Annotated in this window: 24 protein-coding genes and 1 tRNA gene; 20 read left to right on the top strand and 5 right to left on the bottom strand. The window is 58.6% G+C overall.

Going from position 1 to position 22,483, the window contains the following annotated elements:
• Positions 1-34: 34 nt before the first annotated feature.
• Positions 35-616 (top strand): D-sedoheptulose 7-phosphate isomerase, encoded by a 582-nt coding sequence (gene lpcA / locus ACJ8M3_RS13600; RefSeq protein WP_004930220.1) that lies wholly within the window; start codon positions 35-37, stop codon positions 614-616.
• Positions 617-719: 103 nt separating this feature from the next.
• Positions 720-1,523: a class II glutamine amidotransferase gene (locus tag ACJ8M3_RS13595; RefSeq protein WP_019454310.1), complete on the top strand. Its 804-nt coding sequence runs from the start codon at positions 720-722 to the stop codon at positions 1,521-1,523.
• Here the strand turns inward: ACJ8M3_RS13595 and dpaA are convergent.
• Positions 1,458-2,225, bottom strand: coding sequence for a peptidoglycan meso-diaminopimelic acid protein amidase (gene dpaA, locus ACJ8M3_RS13590; RefSeq protein WP_033641973.1), 768 nt, complete (start codon positions 2,223-2,225; stop codon positions 1,458-1,460). The genes ACJ8M3_RS13595 and dpaA overlap by 66 nt on opposite strands.
• A gap of 552 nt (positions 2,226-2,777) precedes the next feature.
• On the opposite strand from dpaA, the gene ACJ8M3_RS13585 reads away from it, so the two are divergent.
• From ACJ8M3_RS13585 to ACJ8M3_RS13545, 9 genes are all read left to right on the top strand, one after another.
• Entirely contained in the window at positions 2,778-4,127 is a 1,350-nt protein-coding gene (locus tag ACJ8M3_RS13585) for a Na(+)-translocating NADH-quinone reductase subunit A (RefSeq protein ID WP_089196616.1), read from the top strand.
• 3 nt (positions 4,128-4,130) lie between these two features.
• Positions 4,131-5,372, top strand: coding sequence for an NADH:ubiquinone reductase (Na(+)-transporting) subunit B (locus tag ACJ8M3_RS13580; protein ID WP_016928991.1), 1,242 nt, complete (start codon positions 4,131-4,133; stop codon positions 5,370-5,372).
• The gene (locus tag ACJ8M3_RS13575; protein ID WP_033641975.1) at positions 5,362-6,156 is read left to right on the top strand and encodes a Na(+)-translocating NADH-quinone reductase subunit C; all 795 of its coding nucleotides are present in this window, start codon (positions 5,362-5,364) and stop codon (positions 6,154-6,156) included. Before ACJ8M3_RS13580 ends, ACJ8M3_RS13575 begins: the two co-directional genes overlap by 11 nt.
• Positions 6,149-6,778: an NADH:ubiquinone reductase (Na(+)-transporting) subunit D gene (locus ACJ8M3_RS13570; RefSeq protein ID WP_004930232.1), complete on the top strand. Its 630-nt coding sequence runs from the start codon at positions 6,149-6,151 to the stop codon at positions 6,776-6,778. Before ACJ8M3_RS13575 ends, ACJ8M3_RS13570 begins: the two co-directional genes overlap by 8 nt.
• Before the next feature lie 6 nt (positions 6,779-6,784).
• The gene (gene nqrE, locus ACJ8M3_RS13565; protein WP_004930235.1) at positions 6,785-7,381 is read left to right on the top strand and encodes an NADH:ubiquinone reductase (Na(+)-transporting) subunit E; all 597 of its coding nucleotides are present in this window, start codon (positions 6,785-6,787) and stop codon (positions 7,379-7,381) included.
• A gap of 15 nt (positions 7,382-7,396) precedes the next feature.
• A complete protein-coding gene (gene nqrF, locus ACJ8M3_RS13560) occupies positions 7,397-8,620 on the top strand; it encodes an NADH:ubiquinone reductase (Na(+)-transporting) subunit F (RefSeq protein ID WP_033634097.1) in 1,224 nt (407 codons plus the stop codon).
• Entirely contained in the window at positions 8,621-9,652 is a 1,032-nt protein-coding gene (locus ACJ8M3_RS13555) for an FAD:protein FMN transferase (protein ID WP_047572543.1), read from the top strand.
• Between the two features lie 7 nt (positions 9,653-9,659).
• Complete coding sequence (gene nqrM / locus ACJ8M3_RS13550; RefSeq protein WP_016928987.1) at positions 9,660-9,887, top strand: (Na+)-NQR maturation NqrM; 228 nt, start codon at positions 9,660-9,662, stop codon at positions 9,885-9,887.
• 176 nt (positions 9,888-10,063) lie between these two features.
• Positions 10,064-10,483, top strand: a complete 420-nt coding sequence (locus ACJ8M3_RS13545; protein ID WP_047572539.1) for a putative T6SS immunity periplasmic lipoprotein — start codon at positions 10,064-10,066, stop codon at positions 10,481-10,483.
• A gap of 136 nt (positions 10,484-10,619) precedes the next feature.
• On the opposite strand, the gene ACJ8M3_RS13540 is transcribed toward ACJ8M3_RS13545, so the two are convergent.
• The 3 genes from ACJ8M3_RS13540 to ACJ8M3_RS13530 all read right to left on the bottom strand — a co-directional run bounded on the left by ACJ8M3_RS13540 (position 10,620) and on the right by ACJ8M3_RS13530 (position 12,629).
• A complete protein-coding gene (locus tag ACJ8M3_RS13540; protein ID WP_033651022.1) occupies positions 10,620-10,829 on the bottom strand; it encodes a hypothetical protein in 210 nt (69 codons plus the stop codon).
• Complete coding sequence (locus tag ACJ8M3_RS13535) at positions 10,826-11,344, bottom strand: type VI secretion system amidase effector protein Tae4 (RefSeq protein ID WP_072022492.1); 519 nt, start codon at positions 11,342-11,344, stop codon at positions 10,826-10,828. The genes ACJ8M3_RS13540 and ACJ8M3_RS13535 overlap by 4 nt, the downstream gene beginning before the upstream one ends.
• 388 nt (positions 11,345-11,732) lie before the next feature.
• Positions 11,733-12,629 carry a glycerophosphodiester phosphodiesterase family protein gene (locus ACJ8M3_RS13530; RefSeq protein ID WP_089196617.1) on the bottom strand — a complete coding sequence of 299 codons (897 nt, stop codon included), beginning with the start codon at positions 12,627-12,629 and terminating at the stop codon, positions 11,733-11,735.
• A gap of 183 nt (positions 12,630-12,812) precedes the next feature.
• Here ACJ8M3_RS13530 and dinB point away from each other — a divergent pair, with 183 nt between their 5' ends.
• A complete protein-coding gene (gene dinB, locus ACJ8M3_RS13525; protein ID WP_033641978.1) occupies positions 12,813-13,874 on the top strand; it encodes a DNA polymerase IV in 1,062 nt (353 codons plus the stop codon).
• Positions 13,875-13,916: 42 nt separating this feature from the next.
• Here the strand turns inward: dinB and pepD are convergent, their stop codons facing one another.
• Positions 13,917-15,377 carry a beta-Ala-His dipeptidase gene (pepD, locus tag ACJ8M3_RS13520; protein ID WP_046688291.1) on the bottom strand — a complete coding sequence of 487 codons (1,461 nt, stop codon included), beginning with the start codon at positions 15,375-15,377 and terminating at the stop codon, positions 13,917-13,919.
• Between the two features lie 339 nt (positions 15,378-15,716).
• Between pepD and gpt the strand changes: the two genes are divergently transcribed.
• The 8 genes from gpt to ACJ8M3_RS13480 all read left to right on the top strand — a co-directional run bounded on the left by gpt (position 15,717) and on the right by ACJ8M3_RS13480 (position 22,465).
• Complete coding sequence (gpt, locus tag ACJ8M3_RS13515; protein ID WP_033651025.1) at positions 15,717-16,175, top strand: xanthine phosphoribosyltransferase; 459 nt, start codon at positions 15,717-15,719, stop codon at positions 16,173-16,175.
• A 141-nt stretch (positions 16,176-16,316) separates the two neighbouring features.
• Positions 16,317-17,564 (top strand): esterase FrsA, encoded by a 1,248-nt coding sequence (frsA, locus tag ACJ8M3_RS13510; RefSeq protein ID WP_033637216.1) that lies wholly within the window; start codon positions 16,317-16,319, stop codon positions 17,562-17,564.
• A 60-nt stretch (positions 17,565-17,624) separates the two neighbouring features.
• Positions 17,625-18,026 (top strand): sigma factor-binding protein Crl, encoded by a 402-nt coding sequence (gene crl / locus ACJ8M3_RS13505; protein ID WP_033651027.1) that lies wholly within the window; start codon positions 17,625-17,627, stop codon positions 18,024-18,026.
• A gap of 116 nt (positions 18,027-18,142) precedes the next feature.
• Positions 18,143-19,246, top strand: coding sequence for a glutamate 5-kinase (proB, locus tag ACJ8M3_RS13500; protein ID WP_015376738.1), 1,104 nt, complete (start codon positions 18,143-18,145; stop codon positions 19,244-19,246).
• 9 nt (positions 19,247-19,255) lie between these two features.
• Positions 19,256-20,509, top strand: a complete 1,254-nt coding sequence (gene proA, locus ACJ8M3_RS13495) for a glutamate-5-semialdehyde dehydrogenase (protein WP_015376739.1) — start codon at positions 19,256-19,258, stop codon at positions 20,507-20,509.
• Between the two features lie 191 nt (positions 20,510-20,700).
• Positions 20,701-20,776 (top strand) — tRNA-Thr (locus ACJ8M3_RS13490).
• Between the two features lie 261 nt (positions 20,777-21,037).
• Positions 21,038-21,817 (top strand): alpha/beta hydrolase, encoded by a 780-nt coding sequence (locus ACJ8M3_RS13485; RefSeq protein WP_089196618.1) that lies wholly within the window; start codon positions 21,038-21,040, stop codon positions 21,815-21,817.
• A 429-nt stretch (positions 21,818-22,246) separates the two neighbouring features.
• The gene (locus ACJ8M3_RS13480) at positions 22,247-22,465 is read left to right on the top strand and encodes a TM2 domain-containing protein (protein WP_033641985.1); all 219 of its coding nucleotides are present in this window, start codon (positions 22,247-22,249) and stop codon (positions 22,463-22,465) included.
• Positions 22,466-22,483 lie beyond the last annotated feature (18 nt).

Raw genomic sequence — 22,483 nt, 5'->3', positions numbered from 1 at the left:
GAGCGGAAGATTTGACGATAACAAGAGGTTCCTCATGTACCACGACCTTATTCGCAGTGAACTGAACGAAGCGGCTGATACCCTGGCGAAATTTATCAATGACGACGCCAACATCGACGCCATCCAACGCGCGGCGGTGCTGCTGGCGGACTCCTTCAAAGCCGGCGGTAAAGTGATCTCCTGCGGCAACGGCGGTTCCCATTGCGACGCGATGCACTTCGCCGAAGAGCTGACCGGCCGCTACCGTGAAAACCGCCCGGGCTACCCGGCGATTGCCATCTCGGACGTGAGCCATCTGTCCTGCGTCAGCAACGACTTCGGCTATGAGTATGTGTTCTCCCGCTATGTGGAAGCGGTGGGCCGCGAAGGCGACGTGCTGCTGGGCATTTCCACCTCCGGCAACTCCGGCAACATCATCAAGGCCATCGACGCGGCGCGCGCCAAGGGGATGAAAGTGATCACCCTGACCGGCAAGGACGGCGGCAAAATGGCGGGTTCCGCCGATGTGGAAATCCGTGTGCCGCACTTCGGCTACGCCGATCGCATTCAGGAAATCCACATCAAAGCGATTCACATCTTGATTCAGCTGATCGAAAAAGAGATGGTTAAGGCTTGATAGCCTTCGGGGGGGCTCCGGCTCCCCCAGGAATAAGACAGCGGGCGCCGCATGCATGCCGCGCCCGCACAGCGTATGTCAGTGTGGTTAAGGAGTGCTGGCGATGTGTGAACTGCTCGGGATGAGCGCAAACGTACCGACCGATATCTGCTTCAGCTTTACCGGCCTGGTACAGCGCGGCGGCCGCACCGGGCCGCATAAGGATGGCTGGGGCATTACCTTCTATGAAGGGAACGGCTGCCGCACATTCAAGGATCCGCAGCCGAGCTTCAACTCGCCGATCGCCCGCCTGGTGCAGGACTATCCGATCAAGTCTTGCGCGGTGGTGTCCCATATTCGCCAGGCCAACCGCGGCGAAGTGGCGCTGGAAAACACCCATCCGTTCACCCGGGAACTGTGGGGCCGCAACTGGACCTACGCGCACAACGGCCAATTGAAAGGCTATCGCCAACTGGATACCGGCACGTTTCGCCCGGTCGGCCAGACCGACAGCGAATACGCGTTTTGCTGGCTGCTGCATCAGCTGGCGTTGAAATACCCGCGCACGCCGAGCCAGTGGCCGGCGGTGTTCCGCTATATCGGCCTGTTGGCGAGCCAGCTGCGCAAGAAAGGGGTGTTCAACATGCTGTTGTCGGACGGGCGCTTCGTGATGGCCTATTGCTCCACCAACCTGTATTGGATCACGCGCCGCGCGCCGTTCGGCAAGGCGACGCTACTGGATCAGGACGTGGAAATCGATTTTCAGCAGCAGACCACACCGAACGATGTGGTCACGGTGATCGCCACCCAACCGCTGACCGCCAACGAAACCTGGCACAAGATTGAGCCAGGCGAGTTCGCGTTATTTCACTTCGGTGAGCGGCTTGTTCTGAGCGAAGGGATTGGTGTTGGGCGTCGGGCTGGTTGACGCGTACTGCGTCATCTGGCCGCTGCTCATCAACGGTTGACCCAGCACATACTGGCCGTTGTCCACGGTCATCATCGGCGGCTGGTGGTTCTTCGCGAAGTAATCATAGCCCGGCTTCAGCTGGCGCCAGAAGGCGATATAGCTGGATGACGCATGGCGCTTCAGGTTCTGTTCGGTCATGCGGAACGGGTAGATGCTGATGTCGACGCGGCTTTGGCCATAGGCGAAGGCGGCTTCGACGTAGCGATAGATCTCATCCATATAGGTGTTGGTCATCGCGTAACAGCCGATCGATTTACATTCGCCGTGGATCATCAGATAAGCGCCGGAATAGCCCTGCGACTTATCGTAATCATTAGGGAAACCGATATTGATCGCCCGATAATACTTGCTGTCGGGTTTCAGATGGCGCGCGTCAACGCTATAAAAGCCTTCCGGACTTTTAAAGTCGCCTTCACGACGTTTAGGACCCAGCCCGCCGGAGAAATTACAGATCGGGAACGTATTGACCAAGCGGAATTCATTGCCCATTTTGGCATACAATTCCAGCTTGCGTTCCTCTTTGAAGATCTGAATATAGACCGGCGACCCCAATAATTGCTGTTTAACTACCGGCGCTTCGGGTACCTGCTCGCTGGCGCTGCAGGCCGTGATCATCGGCATAGAAACAAGCATCGCAAACAACAGCGCGATTTTGCTCATTATTATTCCTGCTTATATTTATCTGCCGGCGCAATGAGATTGGCCAGCGTGCCACTGATTATTGTTTTTACTGCTGCAAAACACCGCCAGATTACCAGCGCGTTTATTTTTAGCAATACGTGATATGTATAAAAAAACGACAAAGCTCGATAAAAGTGAAATGACCGGCAGATTTTAACGATAAGTAGTGAAAAACAGGCGAAATTTAATTGCGTTTGCTTGACACAAGTCACGACGGAACGCAGAACAATGTTGCGAACAATGTTAATATTCTCTCTTCAATTTAACGCGCTGTGGCGATTGAAGCGGCAAGAGTTATTGCATATAACCCGGCCGTTTTGATGGTTATTTGGCTACATGCCGTTAACACATCGACTGTCGCGCAAACAACGGAAGGGGGATTCAAGGGAATGCGCGTTACCCCAGTTTTTCACTGCGAGAAAGTTCATGTTGGGCGTGCCGTTGTGCGCACTGCCCGGCAATCCTGGCATCGTCAGCACCCGCCTCTGGGGCCGGTCAGACGTGTAAACCAAACTACATCGTATAAATCCTATGATTAAGATCAGAAAAGGGTTAGATCTGCCGATAGCCGGAGCCCCGGTTCAGGCGATCCAAGATGGCCCGAACATTCAGCATGTCGCCCTGCTTGGGGAAGAGTATGTCGGAATGCGTCCCTCCATGCTGGTGCAGGAAGGCGATACCGTTAAGAAAGGCCAGGCGTTGTTCGAAGATAAGAAAAACCCCGGGGTTTTCTTCACGGCTCCCGCCAGCGGCCGCATCGTCGCGATTAACCGCGGCGAGCGGCGCGTCTTGCAATCGGTGGTGATTGCGCTGGAAAACGGCGGCGACGATCAGCTCGAGTTTGCGCATTATCCGTTGGGTGAACTCAGCCAACTGCCGCGCGAACAGGTCGAAAGCGAACTGATCGCCAGCGGCCTGTGGATCGCGCTGCGCACCCGCCCGTTCAGCAAAACGCCAAGCCCCGGCAGCGAACCGCGCGCCATTTTCGTCACCGCGATGGATACCCAACCGTTGGCCGCCGATCCGCAGGTGATCATCGCCGAACAACAGGCGGCGTTCAACGCCGGGCTGGTGGTCTTGGCGCGTCTGACGGCGGGTAAGGTACACGTATGCCACGCCGCCGGCGCCTCGGTTGGCCAGCAGAGCGGCCCGCAGATCGCCTACAGCGAATTTGCCGGCCCGCATCCCGCCGGGCTGGCGGGCACCCACATTCACTTCCTTGAACCGGTCAGCCTGAAGAAAACCGTTTGGCACATCGGTTACCAGGACGCGATCGCCATCGGCACCCTGTTCACCACCGGTAAGCTCGATACCCAACGGGTCGTGGCGCTGGCCGGGCCGCAGGTGGCGCAGCCGACGCTGCTGCGCACCCGCCTGGGAGCCAGCCTCGATGAGCTGACCGCCGGCCGCCTGAAAGAGGGCGAGAACCGGGTGATCTCCGGTTCGGTGCTGAACGGTATGCAGGCCGCCGGGCCGAACGCCTGGCTGGGCCGTTTCCACTCGCAGGTGTCGGTGCTGGAAGAAGGGCGCGACAAAGAGCTGTTCGGCTGGATCGTGCCGTCGCCGAACAAGTTCTCCATTACCCGCACCACGCTGGGCCACTTCCTGAAAAACAAACTGTTCGCCTTCTCGACCACCACTAACGGCGGCGAACGCGCCATGGTGCCGATCGGCAACTATGAGCGGGTGATGCCGCTGGATATTTTGCCGACGCTGCTGCTGCGCGATTTGCTGGCGGGCGACAGCGACAGTGCGCAGGCGCTGGGCTGCCTGGAGCTGGACGAGGAAGATCTGGCGTTGTGCACCTTCGTTTGCCCCGGCAAGTATGAGTACGCGCCGGTGCTGCGCGAGGTGCTGACCAAGATTGAGCAGGAAGGATAACCGATGGGCCTGAAGAATTATTTTGAGAAGATAGAGCATCACTTCACGCCGGGCGGCAAACTGGAAAAGTGGTACCCGCTGTATGAAGCGACCACCACGGTGTTTTATACCCCCGGCACGGTGACGCGCGGCGCTTCGCACGTGCGCGACGCCATCGATTTGAAACGCATGATGATCCTGGTGTGGCTGGCGGTGTTCCCGGCGATGTTCTGGGGCATGTACAACGTCGGCCAGCAGGCGATCCCGGCGCTGCACCATCTGTACAGCGGCGACGCGCTGCAACAGGTGCTGGCGGGCGACTGGCATTATCGCCTGGCGCAGTGGCTCGGCGCCTCGCTGGCGGCCGACGCCGGCTGGGTCAGCAAGATGGTGCTGGGCGCCTGTTACTTCCTGCCGATCTACGCCGTGGTGTTCGTCGTCGGCGGCTTCTGGGAAGTGCTGTTCGCCATTATCCGCAAGCATGAGGTCAACGAAGGCTTCTTCGTCACTTCTATCCTGTTCGCGCTGATCGTGCCGCCGACCCTGCCGCTGTGGCAGGCCGCGCTGGGCATCACCTTCGGCGTAGTGGTGGCCAAAGAGATCTTCGGCGGCACCGGGCGCAACTTCCTCAACCCGGCGCTGGCCGGCCGCGCCTTCCTGTTCTTCGCCTATCCGGCGCAGATCTCCGGTGACTTGGTGTGGACCTCCGCGGACGGTTTCTCCGGCGCGACGCCGCTGGCGCAGTGGAGCGCAGGCGGGGCGCACAGCCTGAGCAACGTGGCCACCGGCCAGTCCATCAGTTGGCTGGACGCCTTCCTCGGCAACATTCCCGGCTCCATCGGTGAAGTCTCCACGCTGATGATCCTGATCGGCGGGGCGATTATCCTGTTCGGCCGCGTGGCCTCCTGGCGCATCGTCGCCGGCGTGATGCTCGGCATGGTGGCTTCCGCCCTGTTGTTCAACGCCATCGGTTCGGACACCAATCCGATGTTTGCCATGCCGTGGTACTGGCATCTGGTGCTGGGCGGCTTCGCCTTCGGCATGATCTTTATGGCGACCGACCCGGTTTCCGCCTCCTTCACCAACAAGGGGAAATGGTGGTACGGCATTCTGATCGGCGTGATGTGCGTGCTGATCCGGGTGGTCAACCCCGCCTATCCGGAAGGCATGATGCTGGCGATCCTGTTCGCCAACCTGTTCGCGCCGCTGTTCGATTACCTGGTGGTGCAGGCCAACATCAAGCGGAGAAAAGCCCGTGGCGAATGAAGCGAAAAACGACGGCATCGGTAAAACGCTGCTGGTAGTGCTACTGCTGTGTCTGGTGTGTTCAGTGGTGGTGGCGGGCTCCGCCGTCGGCCTGAAGTCCAAACAGCAGGAGCAAAAGCTGCTCGACAAGCAGCGCAATATTCTCGACGTAGCCGGCCTGTTGCAGCCGAAAATGGAGAGCGAACAGGTCAAGCGCCTGTACAGCGAGCGCATCGAACCGCGCCTGGTGGATCTGAACAGCGGCGAATTTGTCGCCGGCAAGGCGGCGGCGTTCGATCTGGGCGCCGCGCTGCGCGACGACGCCAAAAGCGTGGCGTTGCCCGCGGGCGACGATCCGGCCGGCATCAAGCGCCGCAGCAACCAGGCGGAAATCTACCTGGTGCGCGATGAAAGCGGCCAGGTGAACAAGATTGTGTTGCCGGTATACGGCACCGGTCTGTGGTCGATGATGTACGCCTTCGTGGCATTGGATAACGACGGCAACACGGTCAAGGGCATCACCTACTACGACCAGGGGGAAACGCCGGGGCTGGGCGGTGAGGTCGAGAACCCGTCCTGGCGCCAGCAGTGGGTCGGCAAGCAGCTGTTCGACGACAACGGCCAGCCGGCGATCCGCGTGGTGAAAGGCGGCGCGCGTCAGGGGGACGTACACGGGGTGGATGGCCTGTCCGGCGCCACGCTGACCTCCAACGGCGTGCAGCATACGTTTGATTTCTGGTTGGGCGAGCACGGCTTCGGCCCGTTCCTGAAAAAAGTTCGTGAAGGAGCGTTGAAAAATGGCTGATTCCAAAGAGATAAAGCGGGTCCTGCTGGGGCCGCTGTTCGACAATAACCCGATCGCCCTGCAGGTGCTGGGCGTCTGTTCGGCGCTGGCGGTGACCACCAAGCTGGAAACGGCGGTGGTGATGACCATTGCGGTGACGCTGGTGACCGCGTTCTCCAGCTTCTTCATCTCGCTGATCCGTCATCATATTCCCAACAGCGTGCGCATCATCGTGCAGATGGCGATCATCGCCTCGCTGGTGATCGTGGTCGATCAGCTGTTGCGCGCCTATGCGTTCGAGATCTCCAAGCAGCTGTCGGTGTTCGTCGGCCTTATCATCACCAACTGCATCGTGATGGGGCGCGCCGAGGCCTACGCCATGAAGTCGCCGCCGATCGAGAGCTTTATGGACGGCATCGGCAACGGGCTGGGTTACGGGGTGATCCTGGTGCTGGTCGGTTTCCTGCGCGAGCTGATTGGCTCCGGCAAGCTGTTCGGCGTTCCGGTGCTGGAAACGGTGCAGAACGGCGGCTGGTATCAGCCGAACGGCCTGTTCCTGCTGGCGCCGAGCGCGTTCTTCATCATCGGCCTGCTGATCTGGGTGCTGCGCACCCTGAAGCCGGCGCAGATCGAAAAGGAGTAAAGGCCGATGGAACACTATATCAGCCTGTTTGTGCGCGCGGTGTTCGTCGAGAACATGGCGCTGGCGTTCTTCCTCGGGATGTGTACTTTCCTGGCGGTGTCGAAGAAGGTGTCGACCGCCTTTGGCCTGGGTATCGCGGTGACCATCGTGCTCGGCATTTCGGTGCCGGTGAATAACCTGGTCTACAACCTGATCCTGCGCGACGGCGCGCTGGTGGAAGGCGTCGATCTGAGCTTCCTCAACTTCATCACCTTCATCGGCGTGATCGCAGCGCTGGTGCAGATATTGGAGATGATCCTCGATCGCTTCTTCCCGTCGCTGTATAACGCGCTCGGCATCTTCCTGCCGCTCATCACCGTGAACTGCGCCATCTTCGGTGGCGTGTCCTTCATGGTGCAGCGCGACTACAACTTCGCCGAATCGGTGGTGTACGGCTTTGGTTCCGGCACCGGCTGGATGCTGGCGATCGTCGCCATGGCGGGGATCCGCGAAAAACTCAAGTATGCCAACGTGCCGGCAGGGCTGCGCGGTCTGGGCATTACCTTTATCACCACCGGACTGATGGCGCTGGGCTTCATGTCCTTCTCCGGTGTTCAGTTGTAAAGGCGGGAAGAATTTATGGAAATTATTTTAGGCGTAGCGATGTTCACCGCCATCGTGATGGTGCTGGTGTTGCTGATCCTGTTCGCCAAATCGAAGCTGGTGAACACCGGCGACATCGCGGTGGAAATCAATGGCGATCTGGATAAAAGCTTCCATGCGCCTGCGGGCGACAAGCTGCTCAACGTGCTCTCCAGCCAGGGGATCTTCGTCTCCTCGGCTTGCGGCGGCGGCGGCTCCTGCGGCCAGTGCCGGGTGGTGATCAAAGAGGGCGGCGGCGATATCCTGCCGACCGAGCTCTCGCACATCAACAAGCGCGAAGCGAAAGAAGGGTGCCGCCTGGCGTGCCAGGTGAACGTGAAGCAGAACCTGAAGATCGAGCTGCCGGAAGAGATCTTCGGCGTGAAGAAATGGGAGTGCGAGGTTATCTCCAACGATAACAAAGCCACCTTTATCAAAGAGCTGAAGCTGAAGATCCCCGATGGCGAAGACGTGCCGTTCCGCGCGGGCGGTTTCATCCAGATCGAAGCGCCGGCGCACGACATCAGTTACGCCGACTTCGACGTGCCGCAGGAGTATCGCGGCGACTGGGACAAGTTCAACCTGTTCCGCTACCGTTCGACGGTGAACGACACCACGGTGCGCGCCTACTCGATGGCCAACTACCCGGAAGAGAAGGGCATCATCATGCTCAACGTGCGTATTGCCACGCCGCCGCCGAACAATCCGGACGTGCCGCCGGGCATCATGTCTTCCTATATCTGGTCGCTGAAGCCGGGCGACAAGGTGACCATCTCCGGGCCGTTCGGCGAGTTCTTCGCCAAGGACACCGACGCCGAAATGATCTTTATCGGCGGCGGCGCGGGCATGGCGCCGATGCGTTCGCACATCTTCGATCAGCTCAAGCGTTTGAACTCGAAACGCAAGATCACCTTCTGGTACGGCGCGCGTTCGCTGCGCGAGATGTTCTATGAAGACGACTTCAACCAGCTGCAGGCGGAGAACGAAAACTTCACCTGGCACGTGGCGCTGTCGGATCCGCAGCCGGAAGATAACTGGACCGGCTACACCGGCTTTATCCATAATGTTCTGCTGGAGAACTACCTGAAGAACCACCCGGCGCCGGAGGACTGCGAGTTTTACATGTGCGGGCCGCCGATGATGAACGCCGCGGTGATCAAGATGCTCAAAGATCTGGGCGTCGAAGACGAAAACATCATGCTGGATGACTTTGGTGGCTAAATGCGCGCATTGGCGATGAAGAACTGGCTGACGGGCGTGGCGCTGAGCGCCACCCTGCTGCTGACCGGCTGCGGGCCGGAACAGGTGGACCTGACGGGTAAAACCATGGGCACCTCGTATTCGATCCGTTACGTGACCGGCGAAGATACGCCGTCGGCGCGCGAGATGCAGGCGGAGATCGACAAACGGCTGGAGCAGGTGAACGATCAGATGTCCACCTACCGGCCGGATTCCGAGCTGAGCCGCTTCAACGCCAGCCGCGACATTGACCGGCCGTTCCCGGTTTCGCCGGCCACCGCCGAAGTGGTGCGCGAAGCGCTGCGCATCAACCGCGTCACCGATGGCGCGCTGGACGTGACCGTCGGGCCGCTGGTCAACCTGTGGGGCTTCGGCCCGGAAGGGCGGCCGGACAAAGTGCCGAGCGAGGCGGAGCTGGAGCATCGCCGCGCCTGGACCGGCGCCGACAAACTGTCGGTGCAGGGCAGCGCGCTGGTGAAAAGCATCCCTGAGCTGTACGTCGATCTGTCGTCGATCGCCAAAGGGTATGGCGTGGACGTGGTGGCGGAATATCTGCAGTCCCGGCATGTGAAGAACTACATGGTGGATATCGGCGGCGAGGTGCGCACGCGCGGGCATAACGGCGAACAAAAGCCGTGGCGCATCGCCATCGAGCGCCCGACCGCCGGTACGCAGCAGCAGGCGCAGCTGGTGATCCAACCCGGGGAGATGTCGATCGCCACTTCGGGTGACTATCGCAACTACTTCGAGCAAGACGGGATGCGCTATTCGCACACCATCGATCCGGTCACCGGGCGCCCAATCCATCATCGGTTGGTGTCGATCACTGTGCTGAGCCCGACCTGCATGACCGCCGACGGCCTGTCCACCGGCCTGAATGTGATGGGGCCGGAGCGCGGCATGGCGCTGGCCAACCTGCTCGGCATCCCGGTGTTCATGATCGTGAAAACCGCCGACGGCTTTGAGGAGCGTTATTCAGACGCGTTCAAGCCCTATCTGAAAAAGCGTTCGTGAGGTTGCTATGTTGACGGTATTCGCCGCTACCTTCGTGTTGTTTCTGCTGATCGTCGGCGGCATGTCGCTGGGCTATGTGTTCAAACGCAAAAGCCTGCAGGGCAGCTGCGGCGGCATCACCGCGCTGGGCATGGAGAAAGTCTGCGACTGCCCGGAGCCGTGCGATGCGCGCAAAAAACGCGAAGCCAAAGCGGCGCAGAGGCGCGAGCAGTTGGAAAAGCACCGCATTCTGTAGCTGTAGCGAAAACCCGGCCTTGGCCGGGTTTTTTATTTGAGGCCTTGCCGAAAGGCGCATGAACGTTTGGCTGGGTGCGATTAACAATGGCGTGAATTTTCAGGGCGTAACGGATAAAACGATCGCCAGAAAATACGAATATACGCTTTCTCAGTTTCTTAAGCAGAGGTAACAGGATGAACCGCATTATTTTGGTTGGAACGCTAACTTTGCTGCTCGCCGGCTGCATGCACATGAACGATCCGAGGCCAAAAAACTATGCGGCCAACGTCACTGTCGTTGATAACCACGTTTGTGTGCGGGTTCAACCTGAAGGGGACGAGCGGTTGGCCGGCGTTATTATCGAAGAAATCGGCAACGCCAACGCTATCTTCGGCAAGCACTTCACGGATAACGAGATGCCTGCGGTCACCGCGGCTACGTGCATTCCCGGCGATAATTATAAATTCGAAGACGGGAAGTCTTACGGGGTATCGGTGACGCTGTTGTCGCCGGATAAACGAAATAAAGGCCTTGAGCCTGCCGCCCGGCTATTCGGCGTTGGGTTTAGTGTTCGCAATGAAAATGGCTTCATCCAGGTAGTTCCTGCTCGCTAACGGATGTTGAAAGCCATACGGGCATAAGGTGGGATGTCGAACCGCCTTATGCCGTAGCCGGTTACTTATTTCGCCTTGCGGAAGCTTTTCGTATCGATGTAAGGCATCAGCGTTCAACGCATTCATTTATGAGGGGTTATTTACTTTTGGAATAGGCCAGGTTGCCGAGTGAACCTCCCACGAAACAGCACAACACCAGGCCAATCGCCAGTAACTCGAAGTTAGCCGACATCTGATCCTCGCCCTCAACGTGGCCAATAATCCAGTCTGAGAGAAAGGGAAAAGCCAGGAGCATGAGGCCGATACCTATTATCGCACCGGCAATAATTGCTGCTATCCGTTTCATATCACCTGCCAGAACCAGACTTCTTTTGATTTAAAAAAATCGCTAAAACGCCCATCCCAAGAAAGCCCCCATTGAATACGAAAATAGCTCGATAGTGTGGTTAAACGAGAACCGTTCCACAGATCTATATGATCTCCCGAGCGATTGCGAAAGTTTTCTTTCCCTCGCTGCCAGTAATCTTTAAAAAAGATAATGCCGGTTTTGCCTTTCAGCACCCGCTCAAACTGGTTGGGTGTGACTTTTACCATGCGTCCTAGCCCCGGTATCGGTGTTCGTGCTAAAGCATTTGCCAGTTCTTCAGCACGCAAAATATGGCCCTCACTTTTCTTGTGTAACCAACAAAAGTTCACGCCTGACAATTTACTGACATCATACCCACAATGAACCAAAGCTGCACCGATGCGTATAGCACACTGATCATCAAAGGCTTTATCACCATGGACAGTGCGGCATGGATACTCATCCCCATTGATTTGAGGATGTTTTTCCCAAAGTTTGTTAAAAGTTATCGACATATAATTCCTTTTAAAGCATTCCATTATTCTCTAGCCCTCCGATGCCATAGCATATGTTGATACCCGTAGAGCTATTTAGATGAGTGGAGGTGCTATTTAGAAAAGTCTAAGAAAGACTGATTGTTGGCGTCTTTCCAAAGATGGCCAGATCCTAGAGTATTGCCGTCACTAATGGTGATGTTTTGTTCGAAAAATAGACGTTGATCGCATTATGAGAAGAGGATATTTATGCACCGAATATTATGTGGCTATACGTTTTATTTTTAATATATTTAATTGATAATAAATAAAATATTAATATTGATTGATTGTGAAATCCCGGAGAAATTCCCTTCATTGGGGAGCATGAGTATCCCCATTTCCTCAGATTTTCTCCGGTGTTCTATTGTTATTTCGCCTTGCGGAAGCTTTTCGCCTCGGCCGGGGAGTTAACCATCACGCCGTCGGCGCCCAGCGCCAGCGCCTGCTGATATTCCTGCGGCGAGTTGACCCCGAACAGGATGATGTGCGCCGGGCCCTGCGAGCGGAAACAGTCTATCGACTCTTTATCCCAGGTCAGAAACGCCTTCGAACGCCCTTCGCCGAGAGTATATTTCTCTACCACCTCCACCTCGCGCTTCAGCTCCAGCCCGTACCAGCGCGGCTGCTGGTTGTCCGGTTTGACGTCGCACTGGTGCGCCATGGTGACGTTGGCCAGCAGCGTGCGGGTCTCGTCGCGGCTTTCAAAGCGCGGGATGGCCGGCGGCAGCGCCTGAAGGTATTTGGCGTCGGTAGAGTAGACGCGGGTGCGGTTCAGGCTGTCGGTGCTTTGCAACGTCGCCAGCAGCGCCTGGCCAAACTGCGCCGGATCGGCGTCCGGGGATTTGATGTCCAGATAAAAGGTGACGTGCGGAAACGCCTTCAGCACGTCGTCGAGGCGCGGAATGCCGATGCCCTGGCCGCGGAACGGGTGGGCGTCACCCTTGGCGAAGGCCCAGCCGGCATCGGTCTCGGCCAGCTGCGCGGCGGTATAGGCAGAGACCGGGCCCTGCCGGTTGGTCAACGCTTTCAGATCCGAGGGGCGATACAGCACGATGACGCCGTCTTTGGATTCTTGCAGGGTGATCCAGATGGCGTCGGCGCCGTTTTTCAGCGCGGTTTCGATGGCGATGCGGGTGTTCTCCGGCGCATCGGCGGTGCCGCCGCGGTGGGCGACGATCGCCGGCGCATGACCGGCGGCGGTGCTGGCCGCCAGCGCGCTCAGCGACAGCGCGGAAGCCAGCAGCAAATGAGAAAATCTGATCATGTAGGGTACCTTGTCGTTATCGTTGTGGTGAGCCGCACGGGATGGCGGAAATCATACTATTGAAAAATTAAGCTTTTTTAACAACGCGGAAATATCTGGCGGAAACGGCGCTTTCATCGAACCCTGCGGCCTTGAGCTTTCGGTATCTGACTGTATACTTATACAGTGTTACTGGAGGGTGCGATGCGTAAAATCATTCATGTCGATATGGACTGCTTCTTCGCGGCGGTGGAAATGCGCGACGATCCCAGCCTGCGCGATATTCCGTTGGCGATTGGCGGCAGCGCCGATCGGCGCGGGGTGATCAGCACCGCCAACTACCCGGCGCGGCGCTATGGCGTACACAGCGCCATGTCCACGGCGATGGCGCTCAAGCTGTGTCCGCATCTCACCCTGCTGCCGGGGCGCATGGCGGCCTATAAAGAGGCTTCGCTGCACATCCGCGAAATCTTCGCCCGCTATACCCCGTTGATCGAGCCGCTGTCGCTTGATGAAGCCTATCTCGACGTGACCGACAGCCCGCAATGCAACGGTTCGGCGACGCTGATCGCCCAGGAAATCCGTCAGGCGATCGCCGACGAGCTGAACCTGACCGCGTCGGCCGGCGTCGCGCCGATCAAGTTTCTCGCCAAAATCGCCTCCGAGATGAACAAGCCGAACGGGCAATACGTGATCACGCCGGCGCAGGTGCCGGCGTTTTTGCAGCAGCTGCCGCTCAGCAAGATCCCCGGCGTCGGCAAGGTGACCGCCAAACGGCTGGAGGAAGTGGGGCTCATCACCTGCGCCGACGTGCAGCAATACGATTTGGCGCAGCTGCTCAAGCGCTTCGGCAAATTCGGCCGGGTGCTGTGGGAGCGGTGCCAGGGCATCGATCGGCGCGAAATCTCGGCGGAGCGGCTGCGCAAATCGGTGGGGGTGGAGCGCACGCTGGCGGAAGACATTCACGACTGGGAAGACTGCGAAACGCTGATTATCGACAAACTCTATCCCGAGCTGGAGATGCGGCTGCGCAAGGTAAAGCCGGATCTGCACATCGCCCGGCAGGGCGTGAAGCTGAAGTTTCAGGATTTTCAGCAAACCACCCAGGAGCACGTCTTCCCGGTGTTGAACCGGCAGGATTTGCTGGAGGTGGCGCGGCAGGCGTGGCGCGAGCGGCGCGAAGGGCGCGGCGTGCGGCTGGTGGGGTTGCATGTGACGCTGCTCGATCCGCAGCTGGAGCGGCAGCTGGCGCTGCCTTGGGAATAAAAAAGCCGGCGAGTCGCCGGCTTTTTGCGTTAAGCGTGCAGATTACGCGCGCTCAGGGATTGCTTTCAGCAGCGAGGTCAGCAGCTTCCAGTACAGACCGACGCTTTCGATATGCACTTGCTCATCCGGCGAGTGCGGGCCGGTGATGGTTGGCCCGATCGATACCATATCCATGTTTGGATACGGCTTTTTGAACAGACCGCATTCCAGACCGGCGTGGATCACCATGATGTTCGGCGTCTTGTTGAACAGCTCCTGATACAGCTCGCGCACCAGGTGCATCACCGGCGAGTCGGCGTCCGGCTGCCAGCCCGGGTAGCCCCCCTTCGGCGCCACGTTGGCGCCGGCCAGCTGGCCCAGCGCGGTCAGCATCTCGACAACGTAATCTTTGCCGCTGTCGATCAGGGAGCGGATCAGGCAGATGATTTCCGCTTCGTTTTCGCTGGTGGTGACTACGCCGACGTTCAGCGAGGTTTCCACCACGCCTTTCACCGCGTCGCTCATGCGGATCACGCCGTTCGGCGTGCCGTTCAGTAGCGCCAGGAAGCGTTGCTGGCTGTCGGCGCTCAGCGCCTGCGAAGCGCTGGTGGTCGGCTCCAGCAGCACGGTGATGTTCTTCTCTTTGGCGGAGAGTTCGTTCTGCAGCACGGCCAGGAACTCTTGGCTCAGCGCTTTCAGCGCGTCGGCTTTTTCTGCCGGCACCGCTACCACCGCGGAGGCTTCACGCGGGATGGCGTTGCGCAGGGTGCCGCCGTTCAGGTCCAGCACGCGCAGGTTCAGCGCCTCCGCATGGGCGAATAGGAAGCGCGCCAGCAGTTTGTTGGCGTTGCCCAGCCCGACGTGGATCTCGGCGCCGGAATGGCCGCCTTTCAGGCCCTTGAGGGTCAGCTTCAGGGTTTGGTAACCGGCCGGCACCGCTTCGCGCTGCAGCGGCAGGGTCGTGATGAAGTCGATACCGCCGGCGCAACCCATGTAGATTTCGCCTTCTTCTTCGGAATCGGTATTGATCAGGATGTCCGCCTGCAGCCAGTTCGGCTGCAGCCCGAAGGCGCCGTCCATCCCCGCTTCTTCGGTCATGGTCAGCAGGACTTCCAGCGGGCCGTGCTCAACGCTGTCGTCGGCCAGCACCGCCAGGGCGGAGGCCATGCCGATGCCGTTATCGGCGCCCAGCGTGGTGCCGCGCGCTTTCACCCACTCGCCGGCGATATAAGGCTGGATCGGATCCTTGGCGAAGTCGTGCACGGTGTCGTTATTCTTTTGCGGCACCATGTCCAGGTGCGCTTGCAGCGCCACCGGCTTGCGATTTTCCATGCCTTTGGTGGCCGGTTTGCGCAGCAGGATATTGCCGACCTGATCGCGCTCGGCGTGCAGGTTCTTTTCTTTGGCCCAGGTGAGGATGTGCTGCGCCAGCGCTTCTTCATGATAAGAAGGGTGCGGGATAGAACAGATCTTGGCGAAAATATCCCACAGCGGCTGTGGCGAAAGCTGAGACAATTCAGACACTATAAGTCTCCTGTGACGGCAAGCTCCGACAGGACGGGCGTGCCGCGCGGTTAAGGTGAGCGGGTATCTGTGCGTCGTGGCACGATCGTCAGAGAATATCACTTTATTTCCGGCGGTGCGCGCCCCGTATTGTGCGGTTTAAGCGCTTGATCACACGGCTTCGCGGCGGGAACGCTCGTTTTTTCAGCATCAATCACCGAAAAGCCGCCCGGCGGAAATCGCGAGGTTTTCCTCGGTACAGCTGGAATTCAACGCGGCCAGTCTCTATAATCTCGCGCAACCTTTTTTCCCCTGAACTATAAAGTAAGCCGCTTCACCAGCCGGCTGGGACACGATTCTATGAGCGAAAAATACGTTGTTACCTGGGATATGCTGCAAATACACGCACGCAAGCTGGCGCACCGCCTGCTGCCTGCCGACAAATGGACGGGCATCATTGCCGTCAGCCGCGGCGGCCTGGTGCCGGCGGGCCTGCTGGCGCGCGAGCTGGGCATCCGCTATGTGGATACCGTCTGCATTTCCAGCTATGACCATGACAACCAGCGCGAAATGAAAGTGCTCAAGCGCGCCGAAGGCGACGGTGAAGGCTTCATCGTGGTGGACGATCTGGTGGATACCGGCGGCACCGCGAAAGCGATCCGCGACATGTACCCGAAAGCGCATTTCGTCACCATCTTCGCCAAGCCGGCGGGCCGTCCGCTGGTGGACGACTACGAAGTCGACATCCCGCAGGATACCTGGATCGAACAGCCGTGGGACATGGGCGTCAGCTTCGTTCCCCCGATCGGCGGTCGCTAAGTCCAGCCAGTTCCAAGTCAACGCCCGGTTATGCCGGGCGTTTGCGTTATCTTGGTTTATCCCGCCAGAGTTAGGTACACTACCTCCAGTTAAGTAGGCCTTTTGCGGCCTATCGCCAGATTTACGGAGGCTGTTGTTACCATGGCACAGGCCAACCTTTCTGAAATTCTTTTCAAGCCCAAATTCAAACACCCTGAAACCTCGACGCTGGTGCTGCGCGCGCGCAACAAAGTGAGCGCCGCCATGCATTCCGCATTGGAGGGCGACACCACCGGTAGCTGGTACCGCATGCTGAACCCGCTGCTGTGGGCCTGGCGCGGCGTCAGCCCGATCGAAATTCACGAAGTGCTGGCGCGCATCGCCGCCTCGGACGCCGAGCGCAGCAATCCGCAGCGGCTGGATACCGTGGTGGGCTACCGCAACGGCAACTGGATCTACGAGTGGATCCATCAGGGCATGCAGTGGCAGCAGCGGGCGACGGAACAGCAGGATCCGCTGCTCGGCGGCGAGTACTGGCTGAAGGCCGCGAGCCTGTACAGCATCGCCGGTTACCCGCACCTGAAGGGCGACGAGCTGGCCGAACAGGCGGAGATGCTCGCCAACCGCGCTTACGAAGAGGCGGCGCTGTTGCTGCCGTATCAGCTGAAAGAGCTGGAGTTCCGCATCGAAGGCGGCGGCAGCGTCACCGGTTTCCTGCACATGCCGGAGAAGGGCGAGGCGCCGTTCCCGACGGTGCTGATGTGCGGCAGCCTCGATACGCTGCAGACCGACTATCATCGCCTGTTCCGCGACTACCTGGCGCCGCACGGCATCGCCATGCTGACGCTCGACATGCCGTCGATCGGTTCTTCGTGCAAATGGAAGCTGACGCAGGACTCCAGCTACCTGCACCAGCAGGTGCTGATCCAGCTGGCCTCGGTGCCGTGGGTGGATCATCAGCGGGTGAGCGCCTTCGGCTTCCGCTTCGGCGCCAACGTGGCGGTGCGATTGGCCTATCTGGAGCCGCAGCGGCTACGCGGCGTAGCCTGCCTGGGGCCGGTGGTGCATCGCCTGCTGTGCGACAGCAGCACCCAGTTGAACGTGCCGGACATGTATATGGACGTGCTGGCCAGCCGCATGGGCATGGCTAACGCCTCGGACAACGTGCTGAAGGTGGAGCTGAACAGCTACTCGCTGAAAATGCAGGGGCTGCTGGGGCGCCGTTGCCCGACGCCGATGATCTCCGGCTACTGGGAGCGCGATACGCTCAGTCCGAAAGAGGAGTCGCAGCTGATCGTCACCTCTTCGGTGAGCGGCAAGCTGGTCGCCATCCCGCGCACCCCGGTGTACGACAGCTTCCACCGGGCGTTGCTGCAGATGTCCGGTTGGCTGAAGGATAAAATGCGTTAATTAGTTGCTAAATTTTAACAATTTGTTAAAAAGAGTGGTCTACATTGAGGAGGTTAGAGAATGACGTTACCGAGTGGTCACCCTAAAAGCCGACTAATGAAACGTTTTGCCAGCTTGGGGCCGTACCTGCGTGAAGGGCAATGTGAGAACGACCGGTTTTTCTTTGATTGTTTGGCCGTCTGCGTCAATGTAAAGCCCGCTCCGGAGAAGCGTGAGTTCTGGGGCTGGTGGATGGAGCTGCAGGCGGAAGAGGCGCGCTTCACCTATTCGTACCAATTCGGCCTGTTCGACAAGGAAGGCAACTGGACGACGCAAAACATTAAGGATGATGAAGTGAACGCCAAACTGGAAGACACCCTGCGCGACTTCCATCGCCGCCTGGGCGAACTGCTGGCGACCATGGAACTGGGGCTGGAACCCGCCGATGATTTCAAAGAAAAACTGATCAAACTCTCCGCCTGACCCCGTTTGACCACGTATTGTGCTGATTTCGCGTTGTGCCTGTTGGCATAACGCGTCTCTCCTGTTACAAAGACCTTTGCACTCTTCTTCTCATCATTACACACGGCAGAAATACTATGAACGGCAGCCAGACATTGGTTGTGAAATTGGGCACCAGCGTGTTGACCGGCGGCTCGCTGCGTCTGAACCGCGCCCACATCGTCGAATTGGTGCGCCAGTGCGCGCAGCAACACGCCGCGGGCCACCGCATCGTCATCGTCACCTCCGGCGCCATCGCCGCCGGGCGCGAACACCTGGGCTACCCCGAACTGCCCGCCACTATCGCTTCCAAGCAGCTGCTGGCGGCGGTGGGGCAGAGCCGGCTGATCCAGCTGTGGGAACAGCTGTTCTCCATTTACGGCATCCACGTCGGGCAGATGCTGCTGACGCGCGCCGATCTGGAAGACCGCGAGCGCTTCCTCAACGCGCGCGACACCATGACGGCGCTGCTGGACAACCGCATCGTGCCGGTAATCAATGAGAACGACGCCGTCGCCACCGCCGAAATCAAGGTGGGCGACAACGATAACCTGTCGGCGCTGGCGGCCATTCTGGCCGGGGCCGATAAACTGCTGCTGCTGACCGATCAGCAGGGCCTCTACACCGCCGATCCGCGCAACAACCCGCAGGCCGAACTGATCCGTGAAGTGCACGGTATCGACGACGCGCTGCGCGCCATCGCCGGCGACAGCGTCTCCGGCCTGGGCACCGGCGGCATGGGCACCAAGCTGCAGGCGGCCGACGTGGCCTGCCGCGCCGGCATCGACGTGGTGATCGCCGCCGGCAGCAAGCCGGGCGTGGTGGCGGACGTGATCGAAGGCAAACCGGTGGGTACCCGTTTCCACGCGCTGGAAACCCCGCTGGAAAACCGCAAGCGCTGGATCTTTGGCGCGCCGCCGGCCGGTGAGATCACCGTCGACGATGGCGCGGTGGAAGCGATGATGGCGCGCGGCAGCTCGCTGCTGCCGAAGGGCATTCGCGAAGTGAAGGGCGACTTCTCGCGCGGCGAAGTGATCCGCATTCGCAACCTGGCGGGGCGCGATCTGGCGCACGGCGTCAGCCGCTACAACAGCGACGCGATGCGCATGATCGCCGGGCACCACTCGCAGGAAATCAGCGAGATCCTCGGTTATGAATACGGTCCGGTGGCAGTGCACCGCGACGATATGATTGTCAGTTAAGGAGTGAGCATGCTGGAGCAGATGGGGAAGGCCGCCAAGCAGGCCTCCTGGCAGCTGGCGGTGCTGAGCACGGCGAAGAAGAATCAGGTGCTGTCGGTGATGGCCGACAGGCTGGAAGCCAACAGCGAAGCGATCCTGCTGGCGAACGAACAAGACATGGCGCAGGCGCGCGCCACCGGCATGAGCGAAGCGCTGCTCGATCGCCTGTTGCTGACCCCGGCGCGGCTGGCGGCGATCGCCAACGACGTGCGCCAGGTATGCCGCCTGAACGATCCGGTCGGCCACGTGCTGGACGGCAACCTGCTGGACAGCGGGCTGAAGCTGGAGCGCCGGCGGGTGCCGCTCGGCGTGATCGGCGTGATTTACGAGGCGCGGCCGAACGTCACCATCGACGTCGCCAGCCTGTGCCTGAAAACCGGCAACGCGGTGATCCTGCGCGGCGGTAAAGAGACGCACAACACCAACCAGGCGACTGTGAAAGTGATCCAGCAGGCGCTGGAACAGTGCGGCCTGCCGGCGGCGGCGGTGCAGGCGATCGACAGCCCGGATCGCGCGCTGGTGAACGAACTGCTGCGCCTGGATCGCTACGTCGACATGCTGATCCCGCGCGGCGGCGCCGGCCTACACAAGCTGTGCCGCGAGCAATCGACCATCCCGGTGATCACCGGCGGCATCGGCGTGTGCCATACCTATGTGGATGCCGACGTTGATTTCGACAAGGCGCTGACGGTGATTGAAAACGCCAAGATCCAGCGCCCGAGCGCCTGTAACTCGCTGGAGACGCTGCTGGTGAACCGCAGCATCGCCGCCGAGTTCCTGCCGGCGCTGAGCGCCAAAATGGCGGCGGCGGGCGTGACGCTGCACGCGGCGGAAAACGCGCTGCCGCTGCTGCAGGGCGGCCCGGCGACGGTGGTGCCGGTGAACGCGGAGGATTACGACGACGAATGGCTGTCGCTGGATCTGAACGTGCTGCTGGTGGACGATATCGATCAGGCCATCGATCACATCCGCACCCACGGCACTAACCATTCCGACGCGATCCTCACCCGTTCGCTGAGCAGCGCCGAGCACTTCGTGCGCGCGGTGGACTCCTCGGCGGTGTACGTCAACGCCAGCACCCGCTTCACCGACGGCGGCCAGTTCGGCTTGGGCGCTGAAGTGGCGGTGAGCACCCAGAAACTGCACGCCCGCGGCCCGATGGGCCTGGACGCGCTGACCACCTACAAGTGGATTGGCTACGGCGACGATCTGGTGCGTAGCTAAGGCCGCATTGCGGTCATAAAGAGGTCAGGGCGCACCATGCTGCGCCCTGATTGTTTTTGGAAAAGGGGGACTGCACGACAGTCTGGTTGCTTGCAAAACAACCAAACGCCCCGGCGGGCTATTGACTCATTTCGCGCGCAGGTCTACCTTGTTCAACGCACTTCCGGCTTGCCCCGCAGGCCCGGCTCGATGCCGATATAGCTCAGTTGGTAGAGCAGCGCATTCGTAATGCGAAGGTCGTAGGTTCGACTCCTATTATCGGCACCATTTCAAGTTTCACTGCCTTCCTTGTAAAAATACGCAGCACTGGCGTCTGCAACGCTTGCGGTTGATATTTCTGCTTATCGCTATGTGGCAATATGCTGCAAGGTATAATACAAACGTGTTTGTTTAATCATTCACACAACCAGCAAGCGTCGTAAGCAGAATAATACGTTGCTACGGTTGAACCTCACCGTCTTTTTTTATCTGGGAAAAGACATTATCGCCAATGTTAAATCACTGGCTTATTTATAAAGTGAGGTTGTTATGTGTGGATGTTTGATTTCAAGAACGAAGGACTTTAACTTTAATGGTCAACGTTATAGGGTTTTTATTGCTCATGACAAGCAAGCGCATGGCGATTTAAAAGCGCTTTACTTTCTCGATGCCAATACTCAATTCTCCAAGCTGACCGAACGCCATCAGAGTAGAAACAACGACAATATTCTTTATGTGGGCATCGGCTATCAGGATGGGGTGGATATACTAAAAGCAAGAACCCGCGACTATACGGTTCCCTCTGATGATAAAGAGTTTATTGACGGTGGCGGAGCGCCGGCATTTTATCAGTTTATCACCGCATGCGTTAAGCCCTGGGTTGAGTCACGCTACTCAATCAATACAGACAAACAAACGCTGGCAGGTCATTCACATGGCGGGCATTTTGTACTTTATACGCTGTTGAACCATCCTGACGCGTTTCAAAATTATCTAGCGGCCAGTCCATCGATCTGGTGGGGGAATGGGGCGTTGCTTCCTGATGGCAAGTTAACAATAGCTGAAAGCGTTAATAAAATAACCCTGATGATTGGCGAGTATGAAGAAAAGGTTCATCCGCAAAGTAATGAAACTGAAAGAGGGCGGGTGACCAGAATTAATGCAACACCCAAATTGCGAGTCAGGCATCTGGCAAAAAAACTGATCGAAGATGAGCAACGCTGTGATTTTATTTTCTGCTCAGGGCGTCGTCACCAAGGGGTCATCAAGGATTATGCACTGATGGCGAATGCGATTGCGGCGCATAATACTCAACGTGATGGGCTTTAGCGTCGTGATATAATCATTTTTTGAACACCTGCAAGTGAGCTGCTATTAATCGTCTGCAGGCATTCACCAGGGAAACTAAAAATTATAACGATATGCCGATATCAGGCAATGAAAATCTGTTTTAACCTTATCTCTTACAATGACGGCTGCGGGATAATTTTCGCTCATCTATTATGCCGACGAGCTCCTGCGAGCGTGCGTGTTTTTTTGAGCCGAAACCGAGTATCTGTAGCCTCACTTTCCATGCATCCCCCTGCTTATCCTTTCGCCGGTTAAACAACCGTTTAATTAATCGCTGTTATAATTACCCCTGTTGAGCCTTGATGGATGAATGTTTTCCTCCTCAAGCATTGCGATGCGGCGCTCTGTGGAGCGGCATCCGTTTTTAGGCATGCCGGTGGTTCGGTGAGAAGTTAGGAGAAGTGAACTATGAGCAGAAAAGACAAGCTCGCGGCGGCCCTGTTGGCCATCTTCCTGGGCGGACTGGGCATTCACAAGTTTTACCTGGGGATGAAGTGGTGGGGGCTGTTCTACCTGCTGTTCTGCTGGACGGGGATCCCATCGATTGTCGGCTTTATCGAAGGCATTATTTATCTGTTCCAATCGGAAGAGAAGTTCAACCAGAAATACAATCCTGGTCTGATTTAAGGTTTTTTTGACGGCGCT

Origin of the sequence: Serratia sp. CY55921, assembly GCF_052167655.1 — a bacterium.
In the GTDB taxonomy this organism is placed as follows: domain Bacteria; phylum Pseudomonadota; class Gammaproteobacteria; order Enterobacterales; family Enterobacteriaceae; genus Serratia; species Serratia ureilytica.
This window is presented reverse-complemented; position numbering and strand designations above follow the sequence as displayed.

What these genes read in the sequence shown, in the direction of transcription:
- ACJ8M3_RS13580 (WP_016928991.1), top strand. Translation starts at nt 4,131, where the DNA reads ATGGGCCTGAAGAATTATTTTGAGAAGATAGAGCATCACTTCACGCCG.
- frsA (WP_033637216.1), top strand. Translation starts at nt 16,317, where the DNA reads ATGGCACAGGCCAACCTTTCTGAAATTCTTTTCAAGCCCAAATTCAAA.
- gpt (WP_033651025.1), top strand. Translation starts at nt 15,717, where the DNA reads ATGAGCGAAAAATACGTTGTTACCTGGGATATGCTGCAAATACACGCA.
- crl (WP_033651027.1), top strand. Translation starts at nt 17,625, where the DNA reads ATGACGTTACCGAGTGGTCACCCTAAAAGCCGACTAATGAAACGTTTT.
- ACJ8M3_RS13545 (WP_047572539.1), top strand. Translation starts at nt 10,064, where the DNA reads ATGAACCGCATTATTTTGGTTGGAACGCTAACTTTGCTGCTCGCCGGC.
- proA (WP_015376739.1), top strand. Translation starts at nt 19,256, where the DNA reads ATGCTGGAGCAGATGGGGAAGGCCGCCAAGCAGGCCTCCTGGCAGCTG.
- ACJ8M3_RS13585 (WP_089196616.1), top strand. Translation starts at nt 2,778, where the DNA reads ATGATTAAGATCAGAAAAGGGTTAGATCTGCCGATAGCCGGAGCCCCG.
- ACJ8M3_RS13540 (WP_033651022.1), bottom strand. Translation starts at nt 10,829, where the DNA reads ATGAAACGGATAGCAGCAATTATTGCCGGTGCGATAATAGGTATCGGC.
- dpaA (WP_033641973.1), bottom strand. Translation starts at nt 2,225, where the DNA reads ATGAGCAAAATCGCGCTGTTGTTTGCGATGCTTGTTTCTATGCCGATG.
- ACJ8M3_RS13535 (WP_072022492.1), bottom strand. Translation starts at nt 11,344, where the DNA reads ATGTCGATAACTTTTAACAAACTTTGGGAAAAACATCCTCAAATCAAT.
- nqrE (WP_004930235.1), top strand. Translation starts at nt 6,785, where the DNA reads ATGGAACACTATATCAGCCTGTTTGTGCGCGCGGTGTTCGTCGAGAAC.
- ACJ8M3_RS13480 (WP_033641985.1), top strand. Translation starts at nt 22,247, where the DNA reads ATGAGCAGAAAAGACAAGCTCGCGGCGGCCCTGTTGGCCATCTTCCTG.
- proB (WP_015376738.1), top strand. Translation starts at nt 18,143, where the DNA reads ATGAACGGCAGCCAGACATTGGTTGTGAAATTGGGCACCAGCGTGTTG.
- ACJ8M3_RS13485 (WP_089196618.1), top strand. Translation starts at nt 21,038, where the DNA reads ATGTGTGGATGTTTGATTTCAAGAACGAAGGACTTTAACTTTAATGGT.
- ACJ8M3_RS13570 (WP_004930232.1), top strand. Translation starts at nt 6,149, where the DNA reads ATGGCTGATTCCAAAGAGATAAAGCGGGTCCTGCTGGGGCCGCTGTTC.
- ACJ8M3_RS13595 (WP_019454310.1), top strand. Translation starts at nt 720, where the DNA reads ATGTGTGAACTGCTCGGGATGAGCGCAAACGTACCGACCGATATCTGC.
- lpcA (WP_004930220.1), top strand. Translation starts at nt 35, where the DNA reads ATGTACCACGACCTTATTCGCAGTGAACTGAACGAAGCGGCTGATACC.
- nqrF (WP_033634097.1), top strand. Translation starts at nt 7,397, where the DNA reads ATGGAAATTATTTTAGGCGTAGCGATGTTCACCGCCATCGTGATGGTG.
- dinB (WP_033641978.1), top strand. Translation starts at nt 12,813, where the DNA reads ATGCGTAAAATCATTCATGTCGATATGGACTGCTTCTTCGCGGCGGTG.
- nqrM (WP_016928987.1), top strand. Translation starts at nt 9,660, where the DNA reads ATGTTGACGGTATTCGCCGCTACCTTCGTGTTGTTTCTGCTGATCGTC.
- ACJ8M3_RS13530 (WP_089196617.1), bottom strand. Translation starts at nt 12,629, where the DNA reads ATGATCAGATTTTCTCATTTGCTGCTGGCTTCCGCGCTGTCGCTGAGC.
- ACJ8M3_RS13555 (WP_047572543.1), top strand. Translation starts at nt 8,621, where the DNA reads ATGCGCGCATTGGCGATGAAGAACTGGCTGACGGGCGTGGCGCTGAGC.